The 24,676-nt window shown below is 74.8% G+C and carries 20 protein-coding genes, 1 pseudogene and 1 riboswitch; of the genes and pseudogenes, 8 read left to right on the top strand and 13 right to left on the bottom strand.

All coding sequences use genetic code 11. From position 1 onward, the window contains the following. Positions 1-17: 17 nt before the first annotated feature. The 3 genes from QSK45_RS07080 to proP all read right to left on the bottom strand — a co-directional run bounded on the left by QSK45_RS07080 (position 18) and on the right by proP (position 3,453). Positions 18-689, bottom strand: a complete 672-nt coding sequence (locus QSK45_RS07080) for an O-methyltransferase (RefSeq protein ID WP_285554326.1) — start codon at positions 687-689, stop codon at positions 18-20. 112 nt (positions 690-801) lie between these two features. After that, positions 802-1,914 (bottom strand): DUF2330 domain-containing protein, encoded by a 1,113-nt coding sequence (locus QSK45_RS07075; RefSeq protein WP_285554324.1) that lies wholly within the window; start codon positions 1,912-1,914, stop codon positions 802-804. A gap of 159 nt (positions 1,915-2,073) precedes the next feature. Then, the gene (proP, locus tag QSK45_RS07070; protein ID WP_285554321.1) at positions 2,074-3,453 is read right to left on the bottom strand and encodes a glycine betaine/L-proline transporter ProP; all 1,380 of its coding nucleotides are present in this window, start codon (positions 3,451-3,453) and stop codon (positions 2,074-2,076) included. Positions 3,454-3,864: 411 nt separating this feature from the next. Between proP and QSK45_RS07065 the strand changes: the two genes are divergently transcribed. Then, the gene (locus QSK45_RS07065; protein WP_285554320.1) at positions 3,865-5,892 is read left to right on the top strand and encodes a bifunctional glycosyltransferase 87/phosphatase PAP2 family protein; all 2,028 of its coding nucleotides are present in this window, start codon (positions 3,865-3,867) and stop codon (positions 5,890-5,892) included. Positions 5,893-5,931: 39 nt separating this feature from the next. Here the strand turns inward: QSK45_RS07065 and QSK45_RS07060 are convergent, their stop codons facing one another. The 8 genes from QSK45_RS07060 to QSK45_RS07025 all read right to left on the bottom strand — a co-directional run bounded on the left by QSK45_RS07060 (position 5,932) and on the right by QSK45_RS07025 (position 14,560). Next, complete coding sequence (locus QSK45_RS07060; protein ID WP_285554319.1) at positions 5,932-7,101, bottom strand: steroid 3-ketoacyl-CoA thiolase; 1,170 nt, start codon at positions 7,099-7,101, stop codon at positions 5,932-5,934. Positions 7,102-7,427: 326 nt separating this feature from the next. Continuing rightward, positions 7,428-8,093: a YoaK family protein gene (locus QSK45_RS07055; RefSeq protein WP_285554654.1), complete on the bottom strand. Its 666-nt coding sequence runs from the start codon at positions 8,091-8,093 to the stop codon at positions 7,428-7,430. A gap of 219 nt (positions 8,094-8,312) precedes the next feature. Next, a complete protein-coding gene (locus QSK45_RS07050) occupies positions 8,313-8,726 on the bottom strand; it encodes a lytic transglycosylase domain-containing protein (protein WP_285554318.1) in 414 nt (137 codons plus the stop codon). 294 nt (positions 8,727-9,020) lie between these two features. Continuing rightward, positions 9,021-9,860, bottom strand: coding sequence for an ECF transporter S component (locus QSK45_RS07045; protein ID WP_285554317.1), 840 nt, complete (start codon positions 9,858-9,860; stop codon positions 9,021-9,023). After that, positions 9,857-11,548: an ABC transporter ATP-binding protein gene (locus QSK45_RS07040; RefSeq protein ID WP_285554315.1), complete on the bottom strand. Its 1,692-nt coding sequence runs from the start codon at positions 11,546-11,548 to the stop codon at positions 9,857-9,859. Before QSK45_RS07040 ends, QSK45_RS07045 begins: the two co-directional genes overlap by 4 nt. Further along, positions 11,545-12,708, bottom strand: a complete 1,164-nt coding sequence (locus QSK45_RS07035) for an energy-coupling factor transporter transmembrane component T (RefSeq protein WP_285554312.1) — start codon at positions 12,706-12,708, stop codon at positions 11,545-11,547. The genes QSK45_RS07040 and QSK45_RS07035 overlap by 4 nt, the downstream gene beginning before the upstream one ends. Next, entirely contained in the window at positions 12,705-13,358 is a 654-nt protein-coding gene (locus QSK45_RS07030) for an SCO2322 family protein (RefSeq protein WP_285554310.1), read from the bottom strand. Before QSK45_RS07030 ends, QSK45_RS07035 begins: the two co-directional genes overlap by 4 nt. Then, entirely contained in the window at positions 13,355-14,560 is a 1,206-nt protein-coding gene (locus QSK45_RS07025) for an SCO2321 family membrane protein (RefSeq protein ID WP_285554308.1), read from the bottom strand. The genes QSK45_RS07030 and QSK45_RS07025 overlap by 4 nt, the downstream gene beginning before the upstream one ends. 133 nt (positions 14,561-14,693) lie before the next feature. Further along, a riboswitch (cobalamin riboswitch) is annotated at positions 14,694-14,769 on the bottom strand. A gap of 363 nt (positions 14,770-15,132) precedes the next feature. Here QSK45_RS07025 and QSK45_RS07020 point away from each other — a divergent pair. From QSK45_RS07020 to QSK45_RS07005, 4 genes are all read left to right on the top strand, one after another. Then, the gene (locus QSK45_RS07020; protein WP_285554652.1) at positions 15,133-15,681 is read left to right on the top strand and encodes a toxin; all 549 of its coding nucleotides are present in this window, start codon (positions 15,133-15,135) and stop codon (positions 15,679-15,681) included. Continuing rightward, a complete protein-coding gene (locus QSK45_RS07015; protein WP_285554306.1) occupies positions 15,678-16,814 on the top strand; it encodes a DUF6545 domain-containing protein in 1,137 nt (378 codons plus the stop codon). The genes QSK45_RS07020 and QSK45_RS07015 overlap by 4 nt, the downstream gene beginning before the upstream one ends. Positions 16,815-16,829: 15 nt before the next feature. After that, the gene (locus QSK45_RS07010; RefSeq protein ID WP_285554305.1) at positions 16,830-18,011 is read left to right on the top strand and encodes an MAB_1171c family putative transporter; all 1,182 of its coding nucleotides are present in this window, start codon (positions 16,830-16,832) and stop codon (positions 18,009-18,011) included. Positions 18,012-18,101: 90 nt separating this feature from the next. Then, on the top strand, positions 18,102-19,508 hold the full coding sequence (locus QSK45_RS07005) for an FAD-dependent monooxygenase (protein WP_285554303.1): 1,407 nt from the start codon (positions 18,102-18,104) through the stop codon (positions 19,506-19,508). A gap of 274 nt (positions 19,509-19,782) precedes the next feature. Here the strand turns inward: QSK45_RS07005 and QSK45_RS07000 are convergent. Together QSK45_RS07000 and QSK45_RS06990 are read right to left on the bottom strand one after the other, a co-directional pair. Beyond that, positions 19,783-20,075: pseudogene (locus QSK45_RS07000) on the bottom strand (MBL fold metallo-hydrolase); the annotation flags it as partial. Positions 20,076-20,556: 481 nt separating this feature from the next. Next, entirely contained in the window at positions 20,557-21,171 is a 615-nt protein-coding gene (locus QSK45_RS06990) for a TetR family transcriptional regulator (RefSeq protein WP_285554301.1), read from the bottom strand. 220 nt (positions 21,172-21,391) lie between these two features. Here QSK45_RS06990 and QSK45_RS06985 point away from each other — a divergent pair, with 220 nt between their 5' ends. The 3 genes from QSK45_RS06985 to QSK45_RS06975 are packed head-to-tail and all read left to right on the top strand — an operon-like array spanning position 21,392 to position 24,653. Then, positions 21,392-22,846, top strand: a complete 1,455-nt coding sequence (locus QSK45_RS06985) for a glycosyltransferase family 4 protein (RefSeq protein WP_285554298.1) — start codon at positions 21,392-21,394, stop codon at positions 22,844-22,846. Next, entirely contained in the window at positions 22,840-23,586 is a 747-nt protein-coding gene (locus tag QSK45_RS06980; protein WP_285554296.1) for a class I SAM-dependent methyltransferase, read from the top strand. The genes QSK45_RS06985 and QSK45_RS06980 overlap by 7 nt, the downstream gene beginning before the upstream one ends. Further along, the gene (locus tag QSK45_RS06975) at positions 23,583-24,653 is read left to right on the top strand and encodes a prenyltransferase/squalene oxidase repeat-containing protein (protein WP_285554295.1); all 1,071 of its coding nucleotides are present in this window, start codon (positions 23,583-23,585) and stop codon (positions 24,651-24,653) included. Before QSK45_RS06980 ends, QSK45_RS06975 begins: the two co-directional genes overlap by 4 nt. Positions 24,654-24,676 lie beyond the last annotated feature (23 nt).

The following is a 24,676-nucleotide window of genomic DNA, read 5'->3' as shown; positions in this document are numbered from 1 at the left end:
CCGGCCGGGTAGGGAGGTCAGGCCAGCACGCGGGCGAGCGCGAAGCCGTCGTAGCCCTTGGTGCCGACCGTCTGGATGGCCGTGCCGCTGAGCCTCGGGTGGGAGGAGATCAGCTCGATCGCGTTACGGGTGCCGACCACGTCCGGCTCGGTGCTGCCCGGGTCGGCGACACGGCCGCCGCGCACCACGTTGTCCAGGACGATCAGACTGCCCGCGCGGGTGAGGCGCAGCGCCCACTCCACGTAGTGGGCGTTGTTGGCCTTGTCCGCGTCGATGAAGACCAGGTCGAAGGGGGCCGGGTTCTCGTCGGCGAGCTTGGGCAGCGACTCCAGTGCCGGGCCCACCCGCACCTCCGCGATCCGGTCCAGACCCGCGCGGGCGATGTTGCGGGTGGCCACCTCGGCGTGCCGGGCGCTGTACTCCAGCGTGACCAGCCTGCCGTCCTCGGGCAGCGCGCGGGCCAGCCAGATCGTGCTGTAACCGCCGAGCGTGCCGATCTCCAGGATGGTGCGCGCGCCCTGGACCTGGGCGAGCAGCTGGAGCAGCTTGCCCTGGGCCGCGGTGACCCCGATGGGCGGCAGCCCCGCGGCGTCGTTCTCCCGCAGGGCCGCCCGCAGCGCCTCGTCGTCGGGCGAGAGGTTGCTGATGAAGTAGTCGTCGACGTCGTCCCAGAGCTGCTGCCCGCTCATGCGCCTGCCGCCTTTCCCGAGTGCCTGCCGCGAGGCCGCCGGCCCGCTGCCGCCTCCGATCATCTCAGTTGGGGCGCCGGGAAGGGAAAGGAATCGGCCGGGGACCGGGGGATCAGGCGAGGGGCGGGGGAGGGGAGACGGGCGGCGGCGGGAGCACCGGGCGCCGTGAGCGTCGTACGGCCGCGAGGGCGATCGCGGCCGCGAGGAGGACGGCGAGGCCGGCGACCGTGAGCAGCCAGGCGGGGATGCCCGCGATCCGGTCCAGCTCGTCGTCCTGGACCACCTGGCGCACCGGGGTGTCCGTGCCGGACCGGCGCAGCTCGTGGTCGCCCGAGATGCGGGCGGGCCGCGGGAACCGCTGGGTGAGCGCGGTCAGGTACGGCGCCCCGTGGGCGAGGGCGCCGAGGGCTCCGTGCGGGGCGGTGAGACGGCCGGCGAAGACCGTGCGGGGCGGGAGACCGCCGATCGACGTGCTCGGCTCCATGCGGTGGGCGGCGAGGACGTACAGGCCGAGCGACTGCGGGGTGCCCGCCAGGCGGGACAGGCGCATCGGGTAGACGGGGCGGTCGGCGGCGAAGGTGAGGCGGAGCGGGTCGAGGGCGCCGCCGAGGGCCGTGCCCTCGGCGTCCGGGGCGAGGCGGACGGCCACGTACTCCCAGTGTTCGGCCACGTACGGCTCAAGGGCCTTCCTCAGGCGGGCGGGGAGCGTGAAGCCGTTCGCGCGCAGCCAGTGGTCGAGGGCCGCCGGATCGGTCGCGGTCAGCCGGGCCACGTCGAACGGACCGAGCCGCTGCCGTCCGACGACGCCCACGGCACCGGCACCGGGCGCCGGTGCGGCCGCGGCGCCGTCCGCGTGGTCGTCGAAGGGCCAGTCGCCGTCGCGCGGCCAGAAGTGGTGCCGGGTGCGGTGCACCGGCGCGACGGCCTGGGCCAGCTGGTCGAAGACGGCCGGGTCGGCGAGGCGGACGGTGGCGCGGTGCGGTACGGGCATGATCCAGGCGGCGCGGTGGGCGTCGCCGGTGACGGTCAGCCGCATGACGATCTGCTCCTGGCGGCCGTCCCAGCGGAGGACGGACTGCTCGTCGGACACCGCGATCCGCCGGGCGGGGTCCACGACCATGGCGCCGCAGCCGCACGCCCACGCGGGCGAGAGGAACCACGCGAGCTGGATGCCGAGGAGTGTGAGTACGACCGCGAGTACGCGTGCGGCTCGGATTCTGCGCATGTCCCGTCCCCCGTGTTGCGGTTACGCAGGGGAGGGACGAGGGCGGTGGGGCTCCGGTTCCGCGACGGGGCTCCCTGAAGCGACGCGGGGAACGGCGCGAGGGATGCGGGAACGGCGCGAGGGCCGCGCCCGGCGTCGCGACCCGCACCCCTGTGGTGCCTACCGGCCCTCCACCGCCGGGGCGGAACCCGGCAGCGGGCGCCCCGCCGACTCCGACATCCGCCACACCGCGAACCCGCCGACGACCGCCGCGGCCATCATGTAGTACGCGGGCATCATCATGTTCCCGGTCGCACCGATCAGCGCCGTCACCACCAGCGGCGTCGTCCCGCCGAACAGCGAGACGGACACGTTGAACCCGATGGACAGCGACCCGTACCGCACCCGCGTCGGGAACAGCGCGGGCAGCGCGGCCGGCATGGCCGCGGTGAAGCAGACGAGCAGCAGACCCAGCGCGCCCATCCCGAGGGCCACCGCGAGCAGGCTGCCCTGCCGGATCAGCAGCAGCGCCGGGACCGACAGGAACAGGAACCCCGCGCACCCCGCCGCGATCACCGGCCGGCGCCCGACGCGGTCGGTCAGCGCCCCGGCGAAGGGCTGGACGATCATCATGAGCGCCATCACGCCGAGCACGACGAGCAGGCCGTGGGTCTCGTCGTACGCCAGCTCGCTCGTGAGGTAGCTCGGCATGTACGACAGCAGCATGTAGTCGGTGACGTTGAAGACCAGCACCAGGCCCATGCACAGCAGCAGCGCCCGCCACTGGCCCGCCACCATCTCCCGCAGCGGCACCTTCCGCCGCGCCGCCTCCGCCTTCTCGGCCTCCGCCGCGAACGCCGGGGTCTCCTCCAGGCGCATCCGCAGGTACAGGCCGACGACGCCCATCGGACCGGCGATCAGGAACGGGACGCGCCAGCCCCAGGACAGCAGGTCGGCGGAGGACAGCAGCGCCGTCATCAGCGTCACCAGACCGGCGCCGCCGATGTACCCCGCCAGCGTGCCGAACTCCAGCCAGCTGCCGAGGAAGCCGCGCTTCTTGTCGGGGGCGTACTCGGCGATGAAGGTGGACGCGCCGGCGTACTCGCCGCCGGTGGAGAAGCCCTGCACCAGACGTGCCGCCAGCAGCAGCAGCGGCGCGCCCACGCCGATCGAGGCGTACGACGGGATCAGGCCGATCGCGAACGTGCCCGCCGCCATCATGATCATGGTGACCGCGAGGACCTTCTGCCGGCCCACCCGGTCGCCGAGCGGGCCGAAGACCATGCCGCCGAGCGGCCGGACCAGGAACGCCGCCGCGAAGGCGCCGAACGTCGACAGCAGCTGTGCCGTCGGACTGCCGGACGGGAAGAAGACCTTGCCGAGGGTGACCGCGATGTAGCTGTAGACACCGAAGTCGAACCACTCCATCGCGTTGCCGAGCGCGGCGGCCTGCACGGCGCGCCTGACGAGCGCGGGATCGGTGACGGTGACGTCGCGGACTGCCGGCGTGGCGGCCCCGCGGGCCTTCGTGTGGGGGGTGACGGCTGTGACGGTCGCCAAAACGGGGCTCGCCTGCCTTTCGACGGGGACAGAGACGCGGCCCCGTACGACGGCGGGGAGAACGCCTGACGTCCGATGGGCCGAAAATCGACCATAGGCACGGATTCGACCGTTACATGACGTACGGAAACGCGTGCACAGTGCAGCCAAAGGGGGTGCCAGCAGGCATCTCCGCCCGCTCCGGCCCGACCGCTCCGCGCCCCCGCTGTGACCCTTCTCGCGCCCGTGCGGGGCGGCCGCAACCCCCGCACACCCTTGTCATCCGGACAAAACGGCAGCGGACGCCAGGCGAACCGGGGGTTGCCTGCGTCCCCTTCCGAGGGGTCTGCGAGCCTCGTAGGGTTGCGCAGAGGTGACCCGGCGTGAACGACGCACGGCCGGGACGAAGACGGGGCGGGAGGCCGACGGGGCGTGGCGAACGTGGAACACGGCGGGGGACCGAGGGACGGTCTCGGAACGGCGGACGCGGAGGGACGGCTGCGCGCGGCGCGACTCGCGCTGTGGGCGGTGGCCGCGACCCTCGCGGTCCGGCAGATGACCGCCGTCCTCACCAGCCCGAGCGGCAAACGCCTCGTCGATCTGGAGACCTGGGTCGGCCCGAACGGCGTCCTGCACGTCAAGGGCTCCCTCTACGACTCCACGCAGTTCACCGGCACCCCCTTCGCCGGGCTGGTGCTCAAGCCGCTCACCCGCGCCGCGGAGGCCGCCCTCGGCTGGAGCTGGACCTTCGGCAGCCTGCTGCTGGTGGTCGCGCTCGGCATGATCGCCGCGCGGGCGCTGCCGCAGCCGGTGAGCCGCCGCACCGCGCTGCTGGCCGCACCGGTCGCGATCAGCCTGCTCATGGTGTCGCTGCCGGTGCGCAACGCGCTCTGGCTCGGCCAGACCAGCATCATCCCGGTGCTGCTGGTGCTGCTCGGCTGCTTCACCGTGCGGGGGGAGCGGGCGAGCGGGCTGTGCCTGGGCCTCGCCGCGGCGCTCCAGCCCACGATGCTGCTCTTCGCGCCCCTGCTGTGGTTCACCGGCCGCCGCCGGGCCGCCCTCACCGGGGCCGGCGGCTTCGCCGCGCTGACCGCGCTCGCCTGGGCCGCGCTGCCGCACGACTCGGTCACCTACTGGCTCCAGCACACGGCCGGCGTGGGCCTCGGCGGCGAGGCCGACGCCCTCGGCAACCAGTCCCTGCACGGCGCCCTGCTGCGCCTCGGCCTCACCGGGCCGCTGGAGATCGCGCTCTTCCTGCTGTTCGGCGCGGCCGTCTCCGTCCTCGCCCTGCGCCGCGCGGTCCACTACGCACACGACGGCCAGCTGCTGCTCGCCGTGGCGATCACCGGGTGCGCCGCGGTCGCCGTATCGCCCACCACCTGGCAGCACCAGCTGCTGTGGCTGCTGCTCGCGGTCGTCGGCCGGGTCGGGCGCCGGGCCTCGGACCGCACCGTGTGGCCGGTGGCGGTGGTGCTGGTGATGACCCTGCCGGCGAAGATGATGCTGCCGAACACCCCGGCGCTGTACGCGCTGCGCGACGACCTGGTCCTGGTCGCGGCGCTGGCCGCCGCCACCGCCGTACCGTTCCTGTCGCGCACCTCGCCGTACTACGGGGAACCCGTCCCCACCGAGTACGCGCCCCCGGTTGCCGCCCGCTTCCGCAACATCCCCCTGCTCCCCTTCCTCCGCCGGGTCCTCACCCGCCCCAACCTCCTCCTGGAGCTGCTGCTGATCCGCGTCGTGTACGCCGCGTACGCGCAGGTCCGGCTGGCCGCGGGCGCGAGCGGGGACGACCGGGGGCGGGTGGCCGCGGAGCAGCACGGGCGGATCGTGGTCCGCGTCGAGCGGTTCCTGCACATAGACATCGAGCACTGGCTCAACCACACGGTCGCGGGGATCGGCTGGCTGCGGGGCTTCCTCGACTTCTACTACGAGTCCTTCCACTTCGTGCTCCCGCTCGCGGTCCTCGCGGTCCTCTACTGGCGCCGACCCGTCGACTACCGCTGGGCCCGCACCTCCCTCGGCTTCGCCACCTTCCTCGCCCTGATCGGCTTCTGGCTCTTCCCGCTGGCCCCGCCGCGCCTGATGCCGGGCCTCGGCTTCATCGACACGGTGCACGGCGCGCAGGACCTCGCGCACCCGGACTACGGCGCGATGACGGCCCTCACCAACCAGTACGCGGCGATGCCGTCCCTGCACTTCGGCTGGTCCCTGTGGTGCGGCGTGGTCATCGCCGTCCTCGCCCCCAGGTGGTGGATGAAGGCCCTCGGCCTCCTCCACCCCTTCTTCACCGTCAGCGCCATCCTCGCCACCGCCAACCACTGGGTCCTCGACGCGGCCGGCGGCGCGCTGGTCGTCTCCGCCGGCTTCGCCCTGTCCTACGTGGTCCAGGGCCCGAGGGCGGCGAGGGCGACGAGGCTGACGCCGACGGGACTGATGGAACCGGTGCCGGTGAAGTAGCGGAGCGGGGGCGGCCGGCCGGCGGTGCCCGCCGGTCCGCTACAGGCGCTGGATGATCGTGCCCGTGGCCAGACCGCCCCCCGCGCACATCGTGATCAGGGCGAACTCCTTGTCCGTGCGCTCCAGTTCGTGCAGGGCCGTGGTGATCAGGCGGGCGCCCGTCGAGCCGACCGGGTGACCGAGGGCGATCGCCCCGCCGTTGACGTTGACCTTCGAGAGGTCCTGCTCGAAGACCCGGGCCCAGCTCAGGACCACGGACGCGAACGCCTCGTTGACCTCCACGAGGTCGATGTCCCCGAGGGACATCCCCGCCTTGCCCAGCACCGCCCGTGTCGCGTCGATCGGGCCGTCGAGGTGGAAGTGCGGGTCGGCGCCGACCAGCGCCTGGGCGACGATGCGGGCCCGGGGCCTGAGCCTGAGCGCGCGGGCCATCCGCTTGGAGGCCCACATGATCGCCGAGGAACCGTCGGAGACCTGCGACGAGTTGCCCGCCGTGTGCACCGCCGTCGGCATCACCGGCCTCAGCCGGGCCAGCGCCTCCAGGGACGTGCCCCGGGGCCCCTCGTCCCGGTCGACCAGGCGCCACATGCCCTGACCGGCGTACTGCTCCTCCTCCGTCGTGGGCACCCGCACCGCGAACGTCTCCCGCTCGAACCGCTCCTCCGCCCACGCGAGCGCGGCCCGCTCCTGGGACAGCAGCCCGAACGCGTCGACGTCCTCGCGTGTCAGCCCCCGACGGCGCGCGATCCGCTCCGCCGCCTCGAACTGGTCGGGCAGGTCGACGTTCCACTCGTCGGGGAAGGGCTTCCCGGGACCGTGCCGGGACCCGGACCCGAGCGGCACCCGGGACATCGCCTCGACGCCGCAGCTGATCCCGACGTCGATGACGCCCGCCGCGACCATGTTGGCCACCATGTGCGACGCCTGCTGCGAGGACCCGCACTGGCAGTCCACGGTCGTCGCGGCGGTCTCGTACGGCAGCCCCGCGGCCAGCCACGCGGTGCGCGCGGGGTTCATGGACTGCTCGCCGACGTGGGTCACCGTGCCGCCGACGATCTGCTCGACCGCGTCGGCGGGAATGCCGGTACGGCCGAGGAGTTCACGGTAGGTCTCGCCCAGCAGACAGGCGGGGTGCAGGTCGGCGAGCGCGCCGCCGCGCCTGCCGATCGGGGTGCGGACGGCTTCGACGATCACGGGTTCCGCGGCCATGCGTGCGGGTCCTCTCCGAGAGGGCTCTCCTCCAGAACTAGAACGCGTACTAGTTCTGGGGTGCAGTCTGCGGACGTGACGTCCGTCACCGCAAGGGTCCTGCGGTCGCCGAAGTCGTGATCCGCGCGAATTCCGCACGGATTGGCCGGACCTCGCCCCTGCCGGCCCTGGGACCGGGCGGGTCGCCCGCGGTCCTGGAGACCGGCCTCGTCCTCGACGCCGTGGCCGACGCCCTGCCCGGTCCGAGGGGCGTCGACGCCCCGCGCCGGCCGCGCTCGGGCCGGATCGACGGCGTCGCACGGCTTCGGCCGGCCGCCGGTCGGGGGCTACTCCGTGCCGGAGGCGGCGACCGCCAGCACCGCCGAGGCGACGGCCGCCATCAGCAGCGGGATGCCCAGGCCGTGGTGCAGCACCAGCCAGGCGCCGAGGAACGCGCCGCCGAGCATGGCGACCACCGAGGCCGTACGGCGCGGGGAGCGGTGCCCGGTGCCGTTGCCGAGCCGGGAGTCGGCGGCCAGGCCCGTCAGGGTCATCGTCAGCACCGTGGTCGTCAGATCGGGGACCCCGAGCCTGCGGACCGTCGCGTTGCGCACGCCCATCGCGAAGGCCGTGAGGGCGATGAGGGCGTAGACCGTGCCGGCGCGGCCCGGCCAGGCGAAGGCGGCCGCCGCCGACAGCCCCACCAGGGCCGCCTCGGCCGCCAGTGTCAGCCGCGCCCACCGGCGCCGGGACCCGCCCCCGAACCGTGCCGCCGCCCGGCCGCCCACCACCGCGCCGGCGAGGAAGGAGGCCAGCGAGGTGGCGGTGTGCGGCACGGAGAACCCGGGCGCCCCGGCCGCCGCGAAGCCCAGCACCACCACGTTGCCGGTCATGTTCGCCGTGAAGACCCTGCCCAGGCCCAGATAGCTGACGGCGTCGATCAGACCGCTCACCACGGTCAGCGCGAGCAGGACGAGCACCAGGCGCAGCCCGCGCGCCTCCGGGTCCGGCATGGTCGCCGCTGCTCCGGGCGTCGTCGGCGGGGTCGGCGGGGTCGGCGGGGTCGGCGGCGTCGTCACGGTTCCTCCGGTTCGCCGGGCGGGCGGGGTGGGGACGACAACTCCACCACGATTCCGGCGGCACGGACACGGGAACGCGGACGCGCCCCCGCCGTGTGGGGCGAGGGCGCGTCCGCTCGGTTTGGGGGCCGCCGCCCCCGGGAGTCGGCCGGCTCAGTACCAGCCGTTGGCCTGCCAGAAGGACCAGGCCTTGGCCGGGCTTCCGTAGCGGGAGTTCATGTAGTCCAGGCCCCACTTGATCTGGGTGGCCGGATTGGTCTTCCAGTCCGAGCCGGCCGACGCCATCTTGGAGCCCGGCAGCGCCTGGACCAGGCCGTAGGCGCCGGAGGAGCTGTTGGTGGCGGTCGGGTTCCAGCCGCTCTCGTGCTGGACGATCTTGCTGAACGCGTTGAACTGCGCGGCGTCCGGGATCATCTGGTGCGCGATCGCCTGGGCCGAGGAGGCCGAGGCCGGGGCGGCCTGGGCGGGCGCCGCGGACAGCGCCATGCCGGCGGTGGCGGCGGCCACGGCGGCCACGGTGAGGGCCTTCTTCGGGGACGCGATGCGACGGATGAAGGAGACGGACACGGAGCACCTCTTGCGTCGGGGACGGGGGACCGCCGGCGCGGACCCCTGAGGGCTCGTCGCGCCCGGCGACGGCGTCCAGACAAGCAGCCCGGAGATCCGCCCGCAATCACCCCTTTTACTAGTTGTGGCCGGACGGTCCGGGAATGCGCCCTTTGTGACGTGGGTCTCAAAGCCCAGGTCGGAGGGGGGGTCCGGCGGTGCGTATCGGACAAAAGGCACTACGGTCCCGGTTCGTAGGTGAGCTGCGTCATGTGGGGCGCTTCACCGGCCCCCTCACCGCCTGGGTACGACCCCTCACGCCACGGGGCCGTCGAAGGTGACCGGCGTCTCGAAGGCGGCCCGCCGGGTGGCCCGGCGCAGCGCGCGCAGCACCGCGGGGCCGAGCGCGCAGGTCAGCACCACCGTGCACAGGGCCCGGCCCAGGTCCCAGCCGAGGGAGGTGGCGAGGCAGTAGGCGACGAAGCGGGCCAGGTTGGCGGCGACCGAGGCGTGCGGATGGAAGGAGATGCCGGAGGCGGCGGCGCTCATGAAGGGCCAGCCGGCCAGGTTCATGACCGTGCCGTAGGCGAGTGCGGCGAGGAAGCCGTACCCGGCCAGGAGCAGCAGCTCGGCCCGGCCGCGCAGGCGCACCGGGCCCGGCAGCAGGCCCGCGCCCATCGCGAACCAGCCCATCGACAGCATCTGGAACGGCAGCCAGGGACCGACGCCGCCGGTCAGCAGCGCGGAGGCGAACATCGTCACCGAGCCCAGCGCGAAGCCGAAGCCGGGACCGAGGACGCGGCCGCTGAGCACCAGCAGGAAGAACATCGGCTCGATCCCGGCGGTGCCCGCGCCGATCGGTCGCAGCGCGGCACCGGCGGCGGCGAGCACGCCCAGCATCGCCACCGCCTTCGGGCCGAGGTCCGACTCCGAGATCGTCGCCGCGACCACCGCCACGAGCAGGATCAGCAGACCCGCGAACAGCCAGGGCGCGTCCTGGGCGTGCGCGCTGAGCCGGGAGGTGGGCGGGGCGAGGAAGGGCCAGCCGAACGCGGTCACGCCGACCGCGGTGACGAGGGCGAGCGCGGCGACGGAGCGCGGGCCGAGGCGGACGGCGCGGACGCGGCGGGACGCGGCGGGCGGGGGCGGGGTCATCCCAGGGCCTCCTGGACCTCGGCCACGGTCAGCCACCGCTGCGGGGCCAGGATCTTGGTCACCTGCGGGGCGAAGGAGGGGGAGGAGACCACGATCTCCGCCGTCGGGCCGTCCGCGATCACCTCGCCCTCGGCCAGCAGCACCACCCGGTGGGCGATCTCCGCGGCCAGCTCCACGTCGTGCGTGGCCAGCACGATCGCGTGCCCCTCCGCCGCGAGTCCGCGCAGCGCGGTCACCAGGCGGGCCTTCGCGGCGTAGTCCAGGCCGCGGGTCGGCTCGTCCAGGAGGAGCAGGGGCGGGCGGGCGGTCAGGACGACGGCCAGCGCGAGCGCGAGGCACTGGCCCTCGGAGAGGTCGCGGGGGTGGGTGTCGTCGGCGATGCCCGGCAGGAGCCGGGAGAGGAGGGCGCGGCAGGTGCCGGGGGGCGCGTCGGCGTCCTGGTCGGCGGCGGCGCACTCGGTCGCCACGGTGTCGGCGTAGAGCAGGTCCCCCGGTTCCTGGGGGACCAGGCCGACGTGGCGGATCAGCTCGCGGGGCGGGGTGCGGTGGGGGGTGGCGCCGCCGACGGTCACCGTGCCGGTGGTGGGTTCGAGGAGGCCGACGAGGGTGCTGAGGAGGGTGGACTTGCCGGCGCCGTTGCGGCCCATGAGGGCGATGGTCTCGCCGGGGGCGACGGTCAGGTTCACGCGGTGCAGGGCGGTGACGCGGTCGCGGCGGACGGTGAGGGCGTGGGCGTCGGCCGGGTGCGGCTGCCGGGGCCCGGGGGCGGGGCGGCGCCGGAACAGGCGCCCGCTGCCGCGGCCGGCCGCGGGCGGGGTCGCTCGCCGGTCCTCGCCGGGCACCCCCGCGCCGGGCTCCGGGCGCGCGGGGGCGTCCGCGAGGCGGTCGCGCAGCGGTGCCGCCTTGCGGCGGGCGTCCCGGACGGTCAGGGGCAGCGGGGACCACTCGGCCAGGCGGCCCAGGGCGACGACCGGGGGGTAGACCGGGGAGACGGCCATGACCTCGGTGGGGGTGCCCATGACGGGGGGTGCGCCGGGGGCGGGGAGGAGGACCACGCGGTCGGCGTACTGGATGACGCGTTCGAGGCGGTGTTCGGCCATGAGGACCGTGGTGCCGAGGTCGTGGACGAGGCGTTGGAGGACGGCGAGGACCTCCTCCGCGGCGGCGGGGTCCAGGGCGGAGGTCGGTTCGTCGAGGACGAGGACCCGGGGGTGGGGGGTGAGGACGGAGCCGATGGCGACGCGCTGGCGCTGGCCGCCGGAGAGGGTGGCGATGGGGCGGTCGCGCAGGCCGGCGAGGCCCAGCAGGTCGAGGGTCTCCTCCACGCGGCGGCGCATCACATCGGGGGCGAGGCCCAGCGACTCCATGCCGTAGGCGAGTTCGTCCTCCACGGTGTCGGTGACGAAGTGGGCGAGCGGGTCCTGGCCCACCGTGCCGACGACGTCGGCGAGTTCGCGCGGCTTGTGGGTGCGGGTGTCGCGCCCGGCCACGGTCACCCGGCCGCCGAGGGTGCCGCCGGTGAAGTGCGGGACGAGTCCGCTGACCGCGCCGAGCACGGTGGACTTGCCGACCCCGGACGGGCCGACGAGCAGCGCCAGTTCGCCCTCCGGCACCTCGAAGTCGACGTCGCGGACGCTGGGTCGGGCGGCGCCGTCGTACGTGACGCTGACCTTCTCGAAGCGGATCACGAGCGCTCCCTGGGGACGACGAGGGCGGGCAGCAGGGCGAGGAGGACCGACGCGGCGGGCCACAGGGGGAGGGTGGGGGCGGTCAGCGGGACCACGCCGGGGTGCAGCGCCTCGGGCGCGCGGGCCGAGGCGAGCGTCAGCAGCGCGGCCACGGCGACGCCGGAGCCGGTGACCAGCCAGGCGCGCGTGTCCCAGGGGTCGGGACGGTACCGGGTGCGCAGCGAACGGCGGCCGCCGAGGCGCAGCCCGGCGAGGGCGGCGGCGGTCCCGGCGAGGAGCAGCGGGGCGCCGTAGCCCCCGCCCTCGGCGGTGAGCAGCCCGTACGTGCCCGCGCAGATGCCGAGCAGGCCGCCGAGGGTGAGGGCGGCGGTCGTACGGCGCACTCGTGCGGGGACTTCGGCGGTGCGCCCGTAGCCGCGGGACTCCATGGCGGCGGCGAGGGCGACGGAGCGTTCCAACGCGCCCTCCAGGACCGGGAGTCCGACCTGGAGCAGGCCCCTGATGCCGCGGTCCGGGCGGCCGCGCAACCGGCGGGCGGCGCGCAGGCGCTGGACGTCGGCGATGAGGTGCGGGGCGAAGGTGAGGGCGACGACGACGGCGACGCCGGTCTCGTACAGGGCGCCGGGGAGGGACTTCAGCAGGCGGGAGGGGCTGGCCAGCGCGTTCGCGGCGCCGACGCAGATCAGCAGGGTGGCCAGCTTCAGACCGTCGTAGGCGGCGAAGACGAGCGCCTCCGCGGTGACCTCGCCGCCGAGGCGGATGCCCTGGGCCCAGTGCGGGAGGGGGATCTCGGGGAGGGTGAGGAGGGTGTGGGTGCCGGGGATCGGGGAGCCGAGGACCGTCGCGAAGACCAGGCGGACGAGGAGGACCGCGAGGGCGAGTCTGGCGAAGGCGGTGTAGGAGCGGGCCCAGGGGGCGGCGGAGCGGTGCGTCGCCACGACGTACGCCGAGGCGGCGACGAGGAGGGCGAGCAGGAGGGGGTTGGTGGTGCGGGTGGCGGCCGTGCCGAGCGATATCGCCCACAGCCACCAGGCACCGGGGTGCACGGTGGCCCGGCGCCGGGTGGGGACGCCTTCCCCCGCGGGCGCGGTCGACCGCGGCTCCCCGGGGGCGCGGGGAACCGCCCGAGCAGCCACGGACGGGCCGTCCGACGAGGTCATACGCGTCGCCGTCGGGACTGCCACACCGCCGCGCCCGCGAGGAGAACGACGACACCCGCACCGATCGGCAGTCCCAGGGACGGGCCGTCGGAGGAAGCGGTCCGTTTCTCCGTGCGGCCCGGGGTCGTCGACGCGCCGCTCCCCGACACCTGCTCGCCGCACCCCTTGCGCGGATACCCGGAGATCGCGCACAGCAGGGCGTTCGCGTCGTACCGCAGCGGCTTGGCCACGGCGGCCAGCGCCTCCGCGGCGGACGCCGAGGGCGCGACCCGGGCGCACGCGGTGCGGCGGGCCGGAGGGGTCTCGCCCGGGGGCGCGTCGGCCGGGACGCCGAAGTCGATGACCAGGGCCACCCGCTTCGTGCCGGACTCGGCGGGCGTACCCGAGCAGATCGCGGCGAAGTCCGCCGTACCGCGCGGCTTGCTCGCGTCGCCGGAGTCCGCGCTCACGGAGAAGCGGAAGCCCTCCATGGCACCGTCGTCGGGGCGGGCGAGCGAGGGGCCCTGGGTGGCGTACGTCCAGTGGCCACCGGAGCGTTCCCAGAACGACCAGTAGCGGTACCCGGTGGCGTGTGCCTGCCCGGCACCGGCACCGAGCAGCAGGGCGAGGACGGCCGCCAGGACCGGCGCCGTACGGCGGACCGCGGTCACGACTGCCGCTTCTTCCGGGTGCTGAGCAGGAAGCCGATGCCGATGCCCGCGACGAGGCAGATGCCGACGCTCCACCAGACCCCCGCGTGCGAGCCGCCGTCGGACGCCTTGGCCGGCTTCGCGGCCGCGCTGTGCGTCTTCGGGGCCGGGCCGAGGGCGTTGAGGGACGTCACGAGGCTGGTGCCGCCGAAGTCGCCGGGCTGGGCGCCGACGGAGTGCGCGGCGAGGATCAGCTGGGCGTACGCGGCCGGCCCGGTCTGGGCCGCCCAGGGGCCGGCGTGCTTCTCCAGGAAGGCGTACGCCTTCTTCGCGGGCGCCGTGCGGCCGTCCGCGGCGAGGGCCACGACGGTGTCGGCGGTGTTGCCGTAGTCGGGCTGGTTCTCGGCGCCGGGCATCACGGACAGGAGGTGGCCGGTCCTGGCGACCGCGGCCGCGAGATACGCGCCGCCGTTGTCGGCGATCCGGGCGGGGCCGTCGCCCTCGGCGCAGGCATGCGCGGCGGGGGCCTTGCCGGCCTCGGCCACGAAGCCCTTGCCGAGCGCGGCGAGCACACCGGCCGCGGTGGCGTCGGCGTTGGCGGCCAGCTTGCCCTTCTTGTCCGGCTGGTAGGCGAGCGCGCCGCCACCGTCCTGGTCGCACGGGATGGACCAGGAGGCCAGCGCGTCGTACGGGGACTTGCCGGAGGTGCGGACGCTCGCCGGGTCGGCGCCGGTCGCGGCCAGCGCGCCGACGACGACGGAGGTGGAGTTGGCGTCGCTGGGACCGCCGGGGTTGTAGCCCCAGCCGCCGTCCTTGTTCTGCACGGACTTCAGCCAGTCCACGGCCTTGGTGACGGCGGCGTCGTGACCGCCGGTCGCGTGCAGGGCCTGGACGGCGGCGGCCGTGCTGTTGGTGTCCACCACGGTCTTGGCGTCGCATGCCTTGGCGGGGGTGGCGCGGAAGGCGGCGAAGGAGCCGTCGGCGCACTGCTGGCCGGTGAGCCAGTCGACGGCGGCGGTGGCCGGGTCGTAGCCGAGCGTGCGCTGGGCGACGAGGGTGAGCGACTGGCGCCACACACCGTCGTAGGTGGGGTCCGACGTGCCGTACAGGCCGGACGGGACCGCGGCCTTGGGGGAAGGGGACGGGCCGGCGGCCGTGGCGGGCGCGGCTGCGGCCAGCACGCCTATGGCGGCGAGAGCCGCGGCGTTGCGGCGGACGTTCATGGTCGGCGACTGCCTCTCCCTGCGGGGAGCCGGGCAGCGCACGGGAGGAGCCCCGGGCGGCTCGACTCCGTATACCTCGACGGTGCCGTGCGCGACGGGCGGCCGGCGCACGCGAGCCGGTCACGTCCGTCCGGGGCATTCCGGCTCGCCGTTTCCTGGCGGAACGGCTCACGGCTGCGGGTCAGCGCCGGAATTGCACCGGCTTCCCCCCGTACGGGTGTGATGACGACCCCGCCACTTTACCGGCAGCCCCACGGGCGCCGGGGAGTGCCCGTGAGCACACTGTGACGGTGATGAGGGTCACGGCCGATCCCGGTGCCGGTTCCGGGGTGCGGCGAGCCGGCGCGGTACGCGGCGCGCGCGTTTTCGCGTTGGCTGAAAGCGACGGTGCGCCAGCGCGGCACGGACGGGCGTGGAGCGTCCGTTTCGGCCAGGAAGCGGGGTGGGAGCCGTCCCGATTCCGAGGTATGCCCTCTTTGCGTGGCCCGGGTCGCGGACGTGAAGGTGGCCCGAGCGGCGGGGAGTTGGCATATTGCGGTCAGACGTGACCGCTCGCAGCCTCCGGGGGAATGGTGCGTACGACCAGGAAGATGCGCCGGTTCGCCAACGAGCTGATCGACCCCCTGCGCGTGCCGATCCCCGCCGACCCCGACGACCTGCTGGACGCGCTGGTCGAGTCCGCGATCCGCTGGCGTGGTCGCCCCATCGTCGTCCATCAGGCGAACTTTCCGCCGCAGACCTCCGCGACCGGGCTGTGGATCGAGCGCGGCGGCCGGGACGACATCGTCATCGAGGCCGACGCCCCGCCCTGGATGAAGCTCGTGATCCTGGGCCACGAGCTGTGGCACATGGCCGACGACGACCCCGCCCACCGCGCCGCGCACGCCGAGGGCGCCCCCGCGCCCGCCGGCGCCGACGGCGCGGTGGCGACCGCCGCCCGCACCCGGTTCCTGGAGGCCGCGGAACAGCGGGCCGACCTGTTCGGCATGCTGATCGGCGACCGGCTGCGCCCCTGGCTGAAAGCGTCCCCCGACTCCGTGTACGCGGCGCACACCTCCGGCCACGACGACCTCGCGGGACGCATCGGCGCGGCCCTCAACTACCGCGGGGCCAGACGGTGAGCGATCTGATCAACTACGCCAGCTGCGGGCTGCTGTGGCTCGGCCTGCTCACCAAGGCGCCCGACCTGGTGCGCCGTCCGCGGGACCCGTTCCTGCTCACCCTCAGCGCCGTGCTCGCCCTCTCCTCGCTGTGCTTCCTGCTCGGCGCCCCCGACACCGTCGGGTTCGTCAACGGTGCCAGCGGCGTGCCCAACCTCGCCGCCCCGCTGACGTACGGAGCCATCACCGCGTACGGCGCCGCCTCCCTCGCGCTCGTCATGCGCTGGCGCGGCGGCCCCGGCACCGCCCGCGCGATCCGCCGCTGGACCCTCGGCTACACCGCCGTACTCGCCTGCGTCGGCGCCCTGTTCGTCCTCGGCGACGCGTCCGTGGAGCGCCGTACGGACTTCGACACCTACTACGCCACCACGCCGTACATCGCCGAGATGATCGTCCTCTACCTCGGGGCGCATCTGACCGCCGTCCTCGTCACCGCGTGCCGGTCCCTGTGCTGGGCCCGGCGGTTGCGCGGCTCGCTGCGCGCGGGACTGGTGACCCTGGGCGCCGGCACCCTGATCGGCGGCGGGTACAGCGTCTCCAAACTCCTCGCGGTGGCCGCCCGTTGGTGGGACCGGGACTGGTCCGCGCTCGGCACGACGTTCCCCTCGGCCTGTGCCGGGATCAGCGCCGCGACCACCGTCGTCGGCATCGTGATCCCGCTGCTCGCCCCCTTCCTGGCCGTCCGGGCGCGCTGCTGGCGGGAGTACGCGCGGCTCGGCCCGCTGGAGCGGACGCTGACCGGGCTGCTCACCCGGGAGAGCCTGCGCGTGCCGCGCCCGTTGTGGCCGTCGGCCACCCGCTGGCTCACCTGGCGGCAGAGCTCCATCTACAACGGGCTGCACTACCTGGGGCGTTACCTGGACGAGGGGCTGTACCGGCAGGCGTACGCCGACCGGCTGCGGACCGGCGGGGACCCGTGCCAGGCCGAGGCCGCCGCGTGGGCCGCGGCCATCGCCGCCGCCACCCGGGCCCTGCACGAGGAGCGGGAGGACGCGGCCGTACCGCTCGCCGGCCGGCCCGACCTCCCCGCGCTGCTGCGCATCTCCGACGCCCTCGCCGCGGGCACCGGTGACCGCGCCCTGGCCGTGTGCTGAGGGGGCCACCGCACCATGAGCCTGATCGTGTACACGGTGGCGAGCCTGTTCACCCTGACCGCCCTGCTGATCTTCCGCCGGCCACGCCTCGCCCTGCGGGACCCGCTGACCGCCTCCACCTGTGTGTCGATCTTCCTCGGCGGGCTCTGCTTCTTCTGCTCGGCCCCCGTCACCCTGGGCGCGGTCAACGACCTCACCCGCGTCCCCAACTTCGGCGCCCCGATGACCTACAGCGTCATCTCCGCCTACAGCGCCTCCCTGCTCATCCTGCTGATCAACTGGCGCGGCGGACCCGCCGCGCGGGTGCGCGGCCAGGTGGTGCGGGTCGCCACGGTGTACAGCCTGGTGATCGTCGCCGTCATCACGCTGTTCGCGCTCGCCCACGCGCCCGTCGAACGGCTGCGGGACCTCGACACCTACTACGCGAACACGCCGTACATGCGCGAGATGATCGTGCTGTATCTCGTCGGGCACGGCGCCTGCGCGCTGATCACGATCTATGTGGGTCTGCGCTGGTCCCGGGAGGTGACCGGGATACTGCGGGTCGGGTTGCGGCTGATCATGGCGGGCCTCGCGGTGGACGTGCTCGGCTTCGAGGGCGCCAAGCTGACCGCGGTCGCGGCCCGTTGGACGGGACACGACCTGGACCGGCTGTCCACCGGCCTCGCCCCGCGCGCCGCCGCGCTCGGCGCCCTGCTGTGCGCCGCGGGGTTCGTGCTGCCCCGGCTGCTGCCCGCGACCCTCGCCCAGTGGCACAGCATCTGGGACTACCGGGCCCTCGGCCCCCTGTGGGCGGAGCTGCGGAACGTGCCGACCGCCCCCAAACCCGCGCCCCCGCGCTGGCAGTTGCCGCGCGGCCGGCTCTACTACCGCGAACTGCGCATCCTCGACGCGCTGCTCGCCCTCCAGTCCCGCTGCGACGGCCGGGTGCGCGAGACGGCGTACCGGCAGGCCCGGGGCCAGGGCAGTCCGCCCGGCGAGGCGCACTTCATCGCGGCGGCCGCGATGGTCGCGGACGCCGCGCACCAGGCCGGACGGCCGCGGCCGGCCGAGCGCCCGGAGCCGGAGGGCGGCTCCCGGCTGCACACCGCCCTCTTCTCCGACACCCGCGAACTCGTGCGGTTGGCACGGGCGTTGGCCGACTCGCCGGTCGTCAGGGCGGCGCGGGAAGGCGCGGCGGGGACCGCCCGGAGCTGATGGACGCCGGCAGCAGCAGGCGGAGAACGACGCCGAAGCGGACGTCCGCGCACACGTGTCACCGGACGTCCCAGCGAAGAATGGGGAACCGTGAACGCACGAAGAGCCGTTGTCATCGGAGCCGGCCCGGCCGGTCTGCTCGCCGCCGCGGCGCTGTCGCCCGCCGTGGACGAGGTCGTCGTGCTCGACCGCGACGAGCTGCCCGAGGGGCCCGAGCACCGCAGGGGGGTGCCCCAGTCCCGGCACGCCCACCTGCTGATGCCCGGCGGCCTGGAGGTGATGGAGGAACTGCTGCCCGGGGCGGACCTGCGGGGGAGGCTGGTGGCGGCCGGAGCCCGGGAGACGGCACTCAGCTCCGACCTGCTGGCGCTCGCCCCGGTGGGGTGGTTCCGCCGCTGGCGGCACCGCACCTTCGTCACCATGACCGCCGGCAGGCCGCTGCTGGAGTGGGGCCTGCGCCGTGCGGTGCTGGACGGCAGCCGCAACGTGGTGGTGCGCCGTGCCCAGGCCACCGGGCTGCGCGGCGGCGCCCGCCGGGTGACCGGCGTCCACCTGGCCGACGCCGAGGGCGGCCCGCTGGAGGACCTGGACGCCGACTGGGTGGTGGACGCGAGCGGCCGCGGCACCCGGCTGCTGCCCTGGCTCGACGCCCTCGGCGTGGGCGGCGTCCGCGAGCGCAACGTCGACAGCGGCCTGACCAACGCCACCCGCGTCTACCGCACCCCGCCCGGCGCCCGGGACTGGCCGATGACCCTGGTGCAGGCCGACCCCTGGAGCGGGCGGCCCGGACGCAGCGGCATGATCGTGCCGATCGAGGACGGCGCGTGGATGGTGAGCCTCGGCGGGATGCGCGGCAGCGAGCCCCCGAAGGACCCGGACGCCTTCGTCGCGTACGCGCTGAACCTCCCGAGTCCCCTGGTGGGTCGCCTGATCGAGGCCGCCGAGCCGCTCGGTCCGGTGCACGTCAGCCGCAGCACCAGCAACTCCCGCCGGTACCTGGAGAAGGCGCGCCGCTGGCCGGAGGGGCTGGTCGCGCTCGGGGACGCGGCGGCCACGTTCAACCCGGTCTACGGACAGGGCATGTCGGCCGCCGCGCTCGGTGCCCGCGCCCTGGCGCAGGCGGTGCGCGAGCACGGGATCGAGGCGCCGGGGCTGGCCCGGCGGGTGCAGCGGGCGGTGGCCCGGTCGGCGGAGGGCGCCTGGTCGGCGGCCGTCGGCACGGACGTCCTCTACCCCGGGGTGGAGGGCGGTCGCGCGACGGTCGGGAACCGGGTGGCCGCCGCCTACTCCCGGCGGCTGTACCACGCGGCCACCGGCTCCTACGCCGCGGCCGCCGCCCTGTGGGACGTCACCACCCTGCGCACCCCGCCCTCCCGCCTCTTCCGCCCGGACGCGCTCCTGCACGCCCTCACCGGGCCGCCCCTGCCCGCCCTGTCGGGCCCGCCGCTCACGGCCGCCGAACGGGATTTCCTGGCCGGCCTCGCACCCTCGGCGTAGGACCGCGGGCGGAGCACCCGGGAGGCGAGCGGCCGGCGCCCGCCGACGCGGTGGGCGGAGACGTACGGCACCCCCGTGGCCGTCTCCGGGGGCGACCGTGACGAGGACGCCGGACATCGGCCGGCGGGTCGGCGGGGCGGGCGCCGAGGTGCTCCCGCCCCGCCGGCCGCCCCCGCCCCGTGCCCGTCCTCGGGCGGGGCCGCTCCCGGCTGCCGTCCTCGGTGAACCGCCCGGCCGCCTCGGTGGGTCCACCGAGGCCGGGGCGGTGGGTTCGGACCGCCACGTACGTCACCGGGTCGCTCCCCGGGGCCGGTTCCGCGCGGCCCTGCTCGACGAGGAGGTGCCGCGGACGCGACCCGGCCTCGGAGACGGCGATGCCGCGGGAGGCGGGCGGGGTGTCGGCCCAGGGGCGGTTCCACTCCATGCGCCCGGCCGGGTGCCAGGGGGTCGGCGGGGCGGCGAGCAGGGCGAGGAGACCGGCCGGGCGCTCCTCGTGGTGCGCGAGCGATTCCCGGTACCCGGGCGGGAGTCGGTGAAGGCGTGCCGGTGCGCGGGCAGCACCTCGGCGGCCTGAGACGGCCCACGTCCGTCCTGACGTGGCGTCAGTGAGCGGCGTGCGGCAGGCGGCGCGGCGGGAGGCGGTCGCGGCCGGGCTCGTGGCACACGGACGGCGGTACAGCGGCGGAGTCGGCCGATCCGCCGGGCGAGGACGTCGTCGGGTGATCCCGCCGCACGCCGAGGAGGTCATCGGCCCGGGGGTGCGGCGCCCACCTGGAGCACGGGACGATCCGCCTCGGCGGGGGCGTGAGCCATGGCCGACCGCCGGCGCATCGAGGTCGGCCGGTCCCCGCGCATCGGCTCGGGGAGTGCCCGCACCGCGCGCCCGACCACTTCCGCCCCGCCCGTCGGTCCCGCCCGACGGCCCCGGGCACCGGCGCGGCCGAACCCGTCCGCGCGGCGGCCGGGGGCTGTCCGGCGGAGGCCGCCTTCCTCACCCGCGAGGCGGCGGGGAGCCGGTGTTCCCGCCCGGGGGTGAGCGGGCCCGGTGTCATTCCCGCGGGGTGGTCAGGTCGATCAGCCGGCAGACCGTCTCGATGTCGATCTTCACCTGGGCGATGGAGGCCCGGCCGGAGAGCCAGGTGACGAGGGCCGAGTGCCAGGTGTGCTCGATGACGCGGACGGCGGAGAGCTGCTCGGGGGTCGGGTCGTCCAGGCCCATGGCGTCCAGGATGATCGCCGTGGTCTGGCGGGACACCTGGTCCACCTCGGGGCTGACGCTGCGGTCGGCGAAGGTCAGGGCGCGGACCATCGCGTCGGCCAGATGCGGCTCGCGCTGGAGGGCGCGGAAGGCGCGCATCAGGGTCTCGGCGACCCGTTCGGAGGCGGTGTCACCGGCCGGCGGCCTGCGGCGCAGGGTGCCCTGCATGCGCTCCAGCTGGTCCTGCATGGTGGCCACCAACAGGTGCACCTTGGAGGGGAAGTAGCGGTACAGCGTGCCGAGGGCCACCTGGGAGGACTCGGCCACCTCGCGCATCTGCACCGCGTCGAAACCGCCCCGGCCCGCCAACTGCGCGCTCGCGTGCAGGATCCGGCGACGGCGGGCTTCCTGACGCTCCGTGAGCGGTGACGGGGCAGGGCGCGACGTACTGGCTTCCGCGGGCATGGGTACCGTTCCGTGACTATCGGTGAGGGTGTCGGCAGGGCGTGTGATCGGACGGCACGGCAGGGCCGCGCGCCGTGGCGTGAATCACCTGATCCACTGGTCACAGCACCCCTACCTGCCGGTAGATTCGGAGCCTCCTGAACGATCAAGTCTGAAACTTGTTCTAGATTAGCGTCCCGTCGTAGTCTCGCGGGACAGTGCTGGCAGAAGGGGGCACGCAGTGACCGCTGAGGCCCGGGAAGCGGGTGCCCGTGAGGACTCGCTCCGCATCGCGCTCCTCACCTACAAGGGGAACCCGTTCTGCGGCGGTCAGGGCGTCTACGTCCGGCACCTCTCGCGCGAGCTGGCCCGCCTCGGACACCGCGTGGAGGTCATCGGCTCCCAGCCGTACCCCGTCCTCGACGAGGGGTACCCCGGGCTCACCCTGACCGAGCTGCCCAGCCTCGACCTCTACCGCCAGCCCGACCCCTTCCGCACCCCCGGCCGCGACGAGTACCGGGACTGGATCGACGCCCTCGAAGTGGGCACGATGTGGACCGGCGGCTTCCCCGAGCCGCTCACCTTCTCGCTGCGCGCCCGCCGGATGCTGCGGGCCCGGCGCGGCGACTTCGACGTCGTCCACGACAACCAGACCCTCGGCTACGGCCTCCTCGGTGACGTCGGCGCGCCGCTGGTCACCACCATCCACCACCCCATCACCGTGGACCGGCAGCTGGAGCTGGACGCGGCGGAGGGCTGGCAGCGGCGGTACTCGGTGCGGCGGTGGTACGCCTTCACGCGCATGCAGAAGCGGGTCGCGCGCCGGCTGCCCTCGGTGCTCACCGTCTCCGGCAGCTCCCGCCAGGAGATCGTGGACCATCTCGGGGTACGGCCGGACCGCGTCCACGTGGTGCACATCGGTGCCGACACCGACCTCTTCGCGCCGAATCCGGCCGTGCCCGAGGTGCCGGGGCGGATCGTCACCACCTCCAGCGCCGATGTGCCGCTCAAGGGGCTGGTGTTCCTCGTGGAGGCGCTGGCCAAGGTGCGCACGGAGCATCCGGCCGCGCATCTCGTCGTCGTCGGCAAGCGGCCCGAGGAGGGGCCGGTCGCGCAGGCCGTCGAGCGGTACGGCCTCGACGGCGCCGTCGAGTTCGTCAAGGGCATCTCGGACGCCGAGCTGGTCGATCTGCTCCGGTCCGCCGAAGTGGCCTGCGTGCCCTCGCTGTACGAGGGGTTCTCCCTGCCCGCGGCCGAGGCCATGGCCACGGGGACGCCGCTGGTCGCGACGACCGGCGGCGCGATCCCCGAGGTCGCGGGGCGCGACGGCGAGACGTGCCTGGCGGTGCCGCCCGGCGACGCGGGGGCGCTGGCCGCCGGACTCGGCCGGCTCCTGGGCGACGCCGGGCTGCGCGCCCGGCTCGGCGAGGCGGGCCGCGAGCGGGTCCTGGCCAACTTCACCTGGGCCCGCGCGGCGCAGGGCACGGTCGCCCGGTACCGCGAGGCGATGGCCCGTGGCGGCTCCGCGCCCGTCCCCGGCGGCTCCGCCGTCGGCCCCCGCCGCTCCGCCCCTCGGACCCCGGACCGCTCCGCGCCCCGGACTCCCGGCCGCTCCGCGGCCCCGGCGCAGGTCGCCGCCTCCGCAACCCCCGCAAGTGACACCAGCGTCTCTCCCGAAAGCAGGGCCACGTGCTGACCGTCGACTTCTCCCGGTTCCCGCTCGCCCCGGGGGACCGTGTCCTGGACCTCGGCTGCGGGGCCGGCCGGCACGCGTTCGAGTGTTATCGGCGCGGTGCCCAGGTCGTGGCGCTCGACCAGAACGGCGAGGAGATCCGCGAGGTCGCGAAGTGGTTCGCGGCGATGAAGGAGGCCGGCGAGGCCCCCGAGGGCGCCACCGCGACCGCGATGGAGGGCGACGCGCTGGCGCTGCCGTTCCCGGACGAGTCGTTCGACGTGGTGATCATCTCCGAGGTGATGGAGCACATCCCCGACGACAAGGGCGTGCTCGCCGAGATGGTGCGCGTGCTCAGGCCCGGCGGCCGGATCGCGATCACCGTGCCCCGCTACGGCCCGGAGAAGGTCTGCTGGGCACTGTCCGACGCCTACCACGAGGTCGAGGGCGGCCACATCCGCATCTACAAGGCCGACGAGCTGGTGGCGAAGGTCCGCGAGGCCGGCCTGAAGCCGTACGGCAGCCACCACGCGCACGCCCTGCACGCCCCCTACTGGTGGCTGAAGTGCGCCTTCGGCGTCGACAACGACAAGGCGCTGCCGGTACGCGCGTACCACAAGCTGCTGGTCTGGGACATCATGAAGAAGCCGCTGGCCACCCGGCTCGCCGAGCGGACGCTCAACCCGGTGATGGGCAAGAGCTTCGTGGTCTACGCGACCAAGCCCCACCTGCCCCGGCTCGCCGAGGAGGCGGCCGCCCAGTGACCACCCCCCGGACAGAACACCTCGTCCTGCCCGGGGTCCTCACCGCCGAGCAGGCTGCCGCGACCGTCCGTGGCATCCTCGCCGTTCAGCGGGAGGACGGTGCGATCCCGTGGTTCCGGGGCCACCACCTGGACCCCTGGGACCACACCGAGGCCGCCATGGCCCTGGACGCGGCCGGCGAGCACGAGGCGGCGGAGCGTGCCTACCTGTGGCTCGCCCGGCACCAGAACGAGGACGGCTCCTGGTACGCGGCCTACGCCGACGGAGCCCACGACGAGGTCACCGACCGCGCCCGCGAGTCCAACTTCGTGGCGTACATAGCCGTCGGCGTCTGGCACCACTACCTGTCCACCGGCGACGACACGTTCCTGGACCGCCTGTGGCCGTGCGTCTACGCGGCCGTGGAGTGGGTGCTCGCCCTTCAGCAGCCCGGCGGGCAGATCGGCTGGCGGCGCGACGAGGACGGGACGCCGACCACGGACGCGCTGCTGACCGGCAGTTCCTCCATCCACCACGCGCTGCGCTGCGCGCTCGCCATCGCCGAGCAGCGTGAAGAGGCGCAGCCGGACTGGGAGTTGGCGGCCGGCGCACTGCGACACGCGATCCGCCGGCACCCGGAACGCTTCCTGGACAAGGACCGCTACTCGATGGACTGGTACTACCCGGTCCTCGGCGGCGCCCTGACCGGTGCGGAGGCCGAGGCGCGGATAGCCGGGTCCTGGGACCGGTTCGTGGTCCCCGGGCTCGGGGTGCGCTGTGTCGTGCCCAATCCGTGGGTGACCGGCGGCGAGTCCTGCGAACTGGCGCTCGCGCTGTGGGCGGTGGGGGAGTCGGACCGGGCCCTGGAGATCCTCAAGTCGATCCAGCATCTGCGCGACTCCGAGTCCGGCCTGTACTGGACGGGTTACGTCTTCGACGACGACGCCGTATGGCCGCGCGAACTGACCACCTGGACGGCCGGGTCCCTGCTGCTCGCGGTCGCCGCGCTCGGCGGCCACGAGGCCACCTGCGCGGTCTTCGGCGGCGCGTACCTCCCGGCGGGCCTGGACCCGGACTGCTGCCGCTGACCTGTCGCCGGCCCGGCGTGTCC

The sequence above is a fragment of the Streptomyces hygroscopicus subsp. hygroscopicus genome, from assembly GCF_030269125.1.
GTDB classification, from domain to species: Bacteria; Actinomycetota; Actinomycetes; order Streptomycetales; family Streptomycetaceae; genus Streptomyces; species Streptomyces hygroscopicus_C.
The sequence above is the reverse complement of the archived record's forward strand: the minus strand, read 5'-3'. Positions and strand labels throughout refer to the sequence as shown.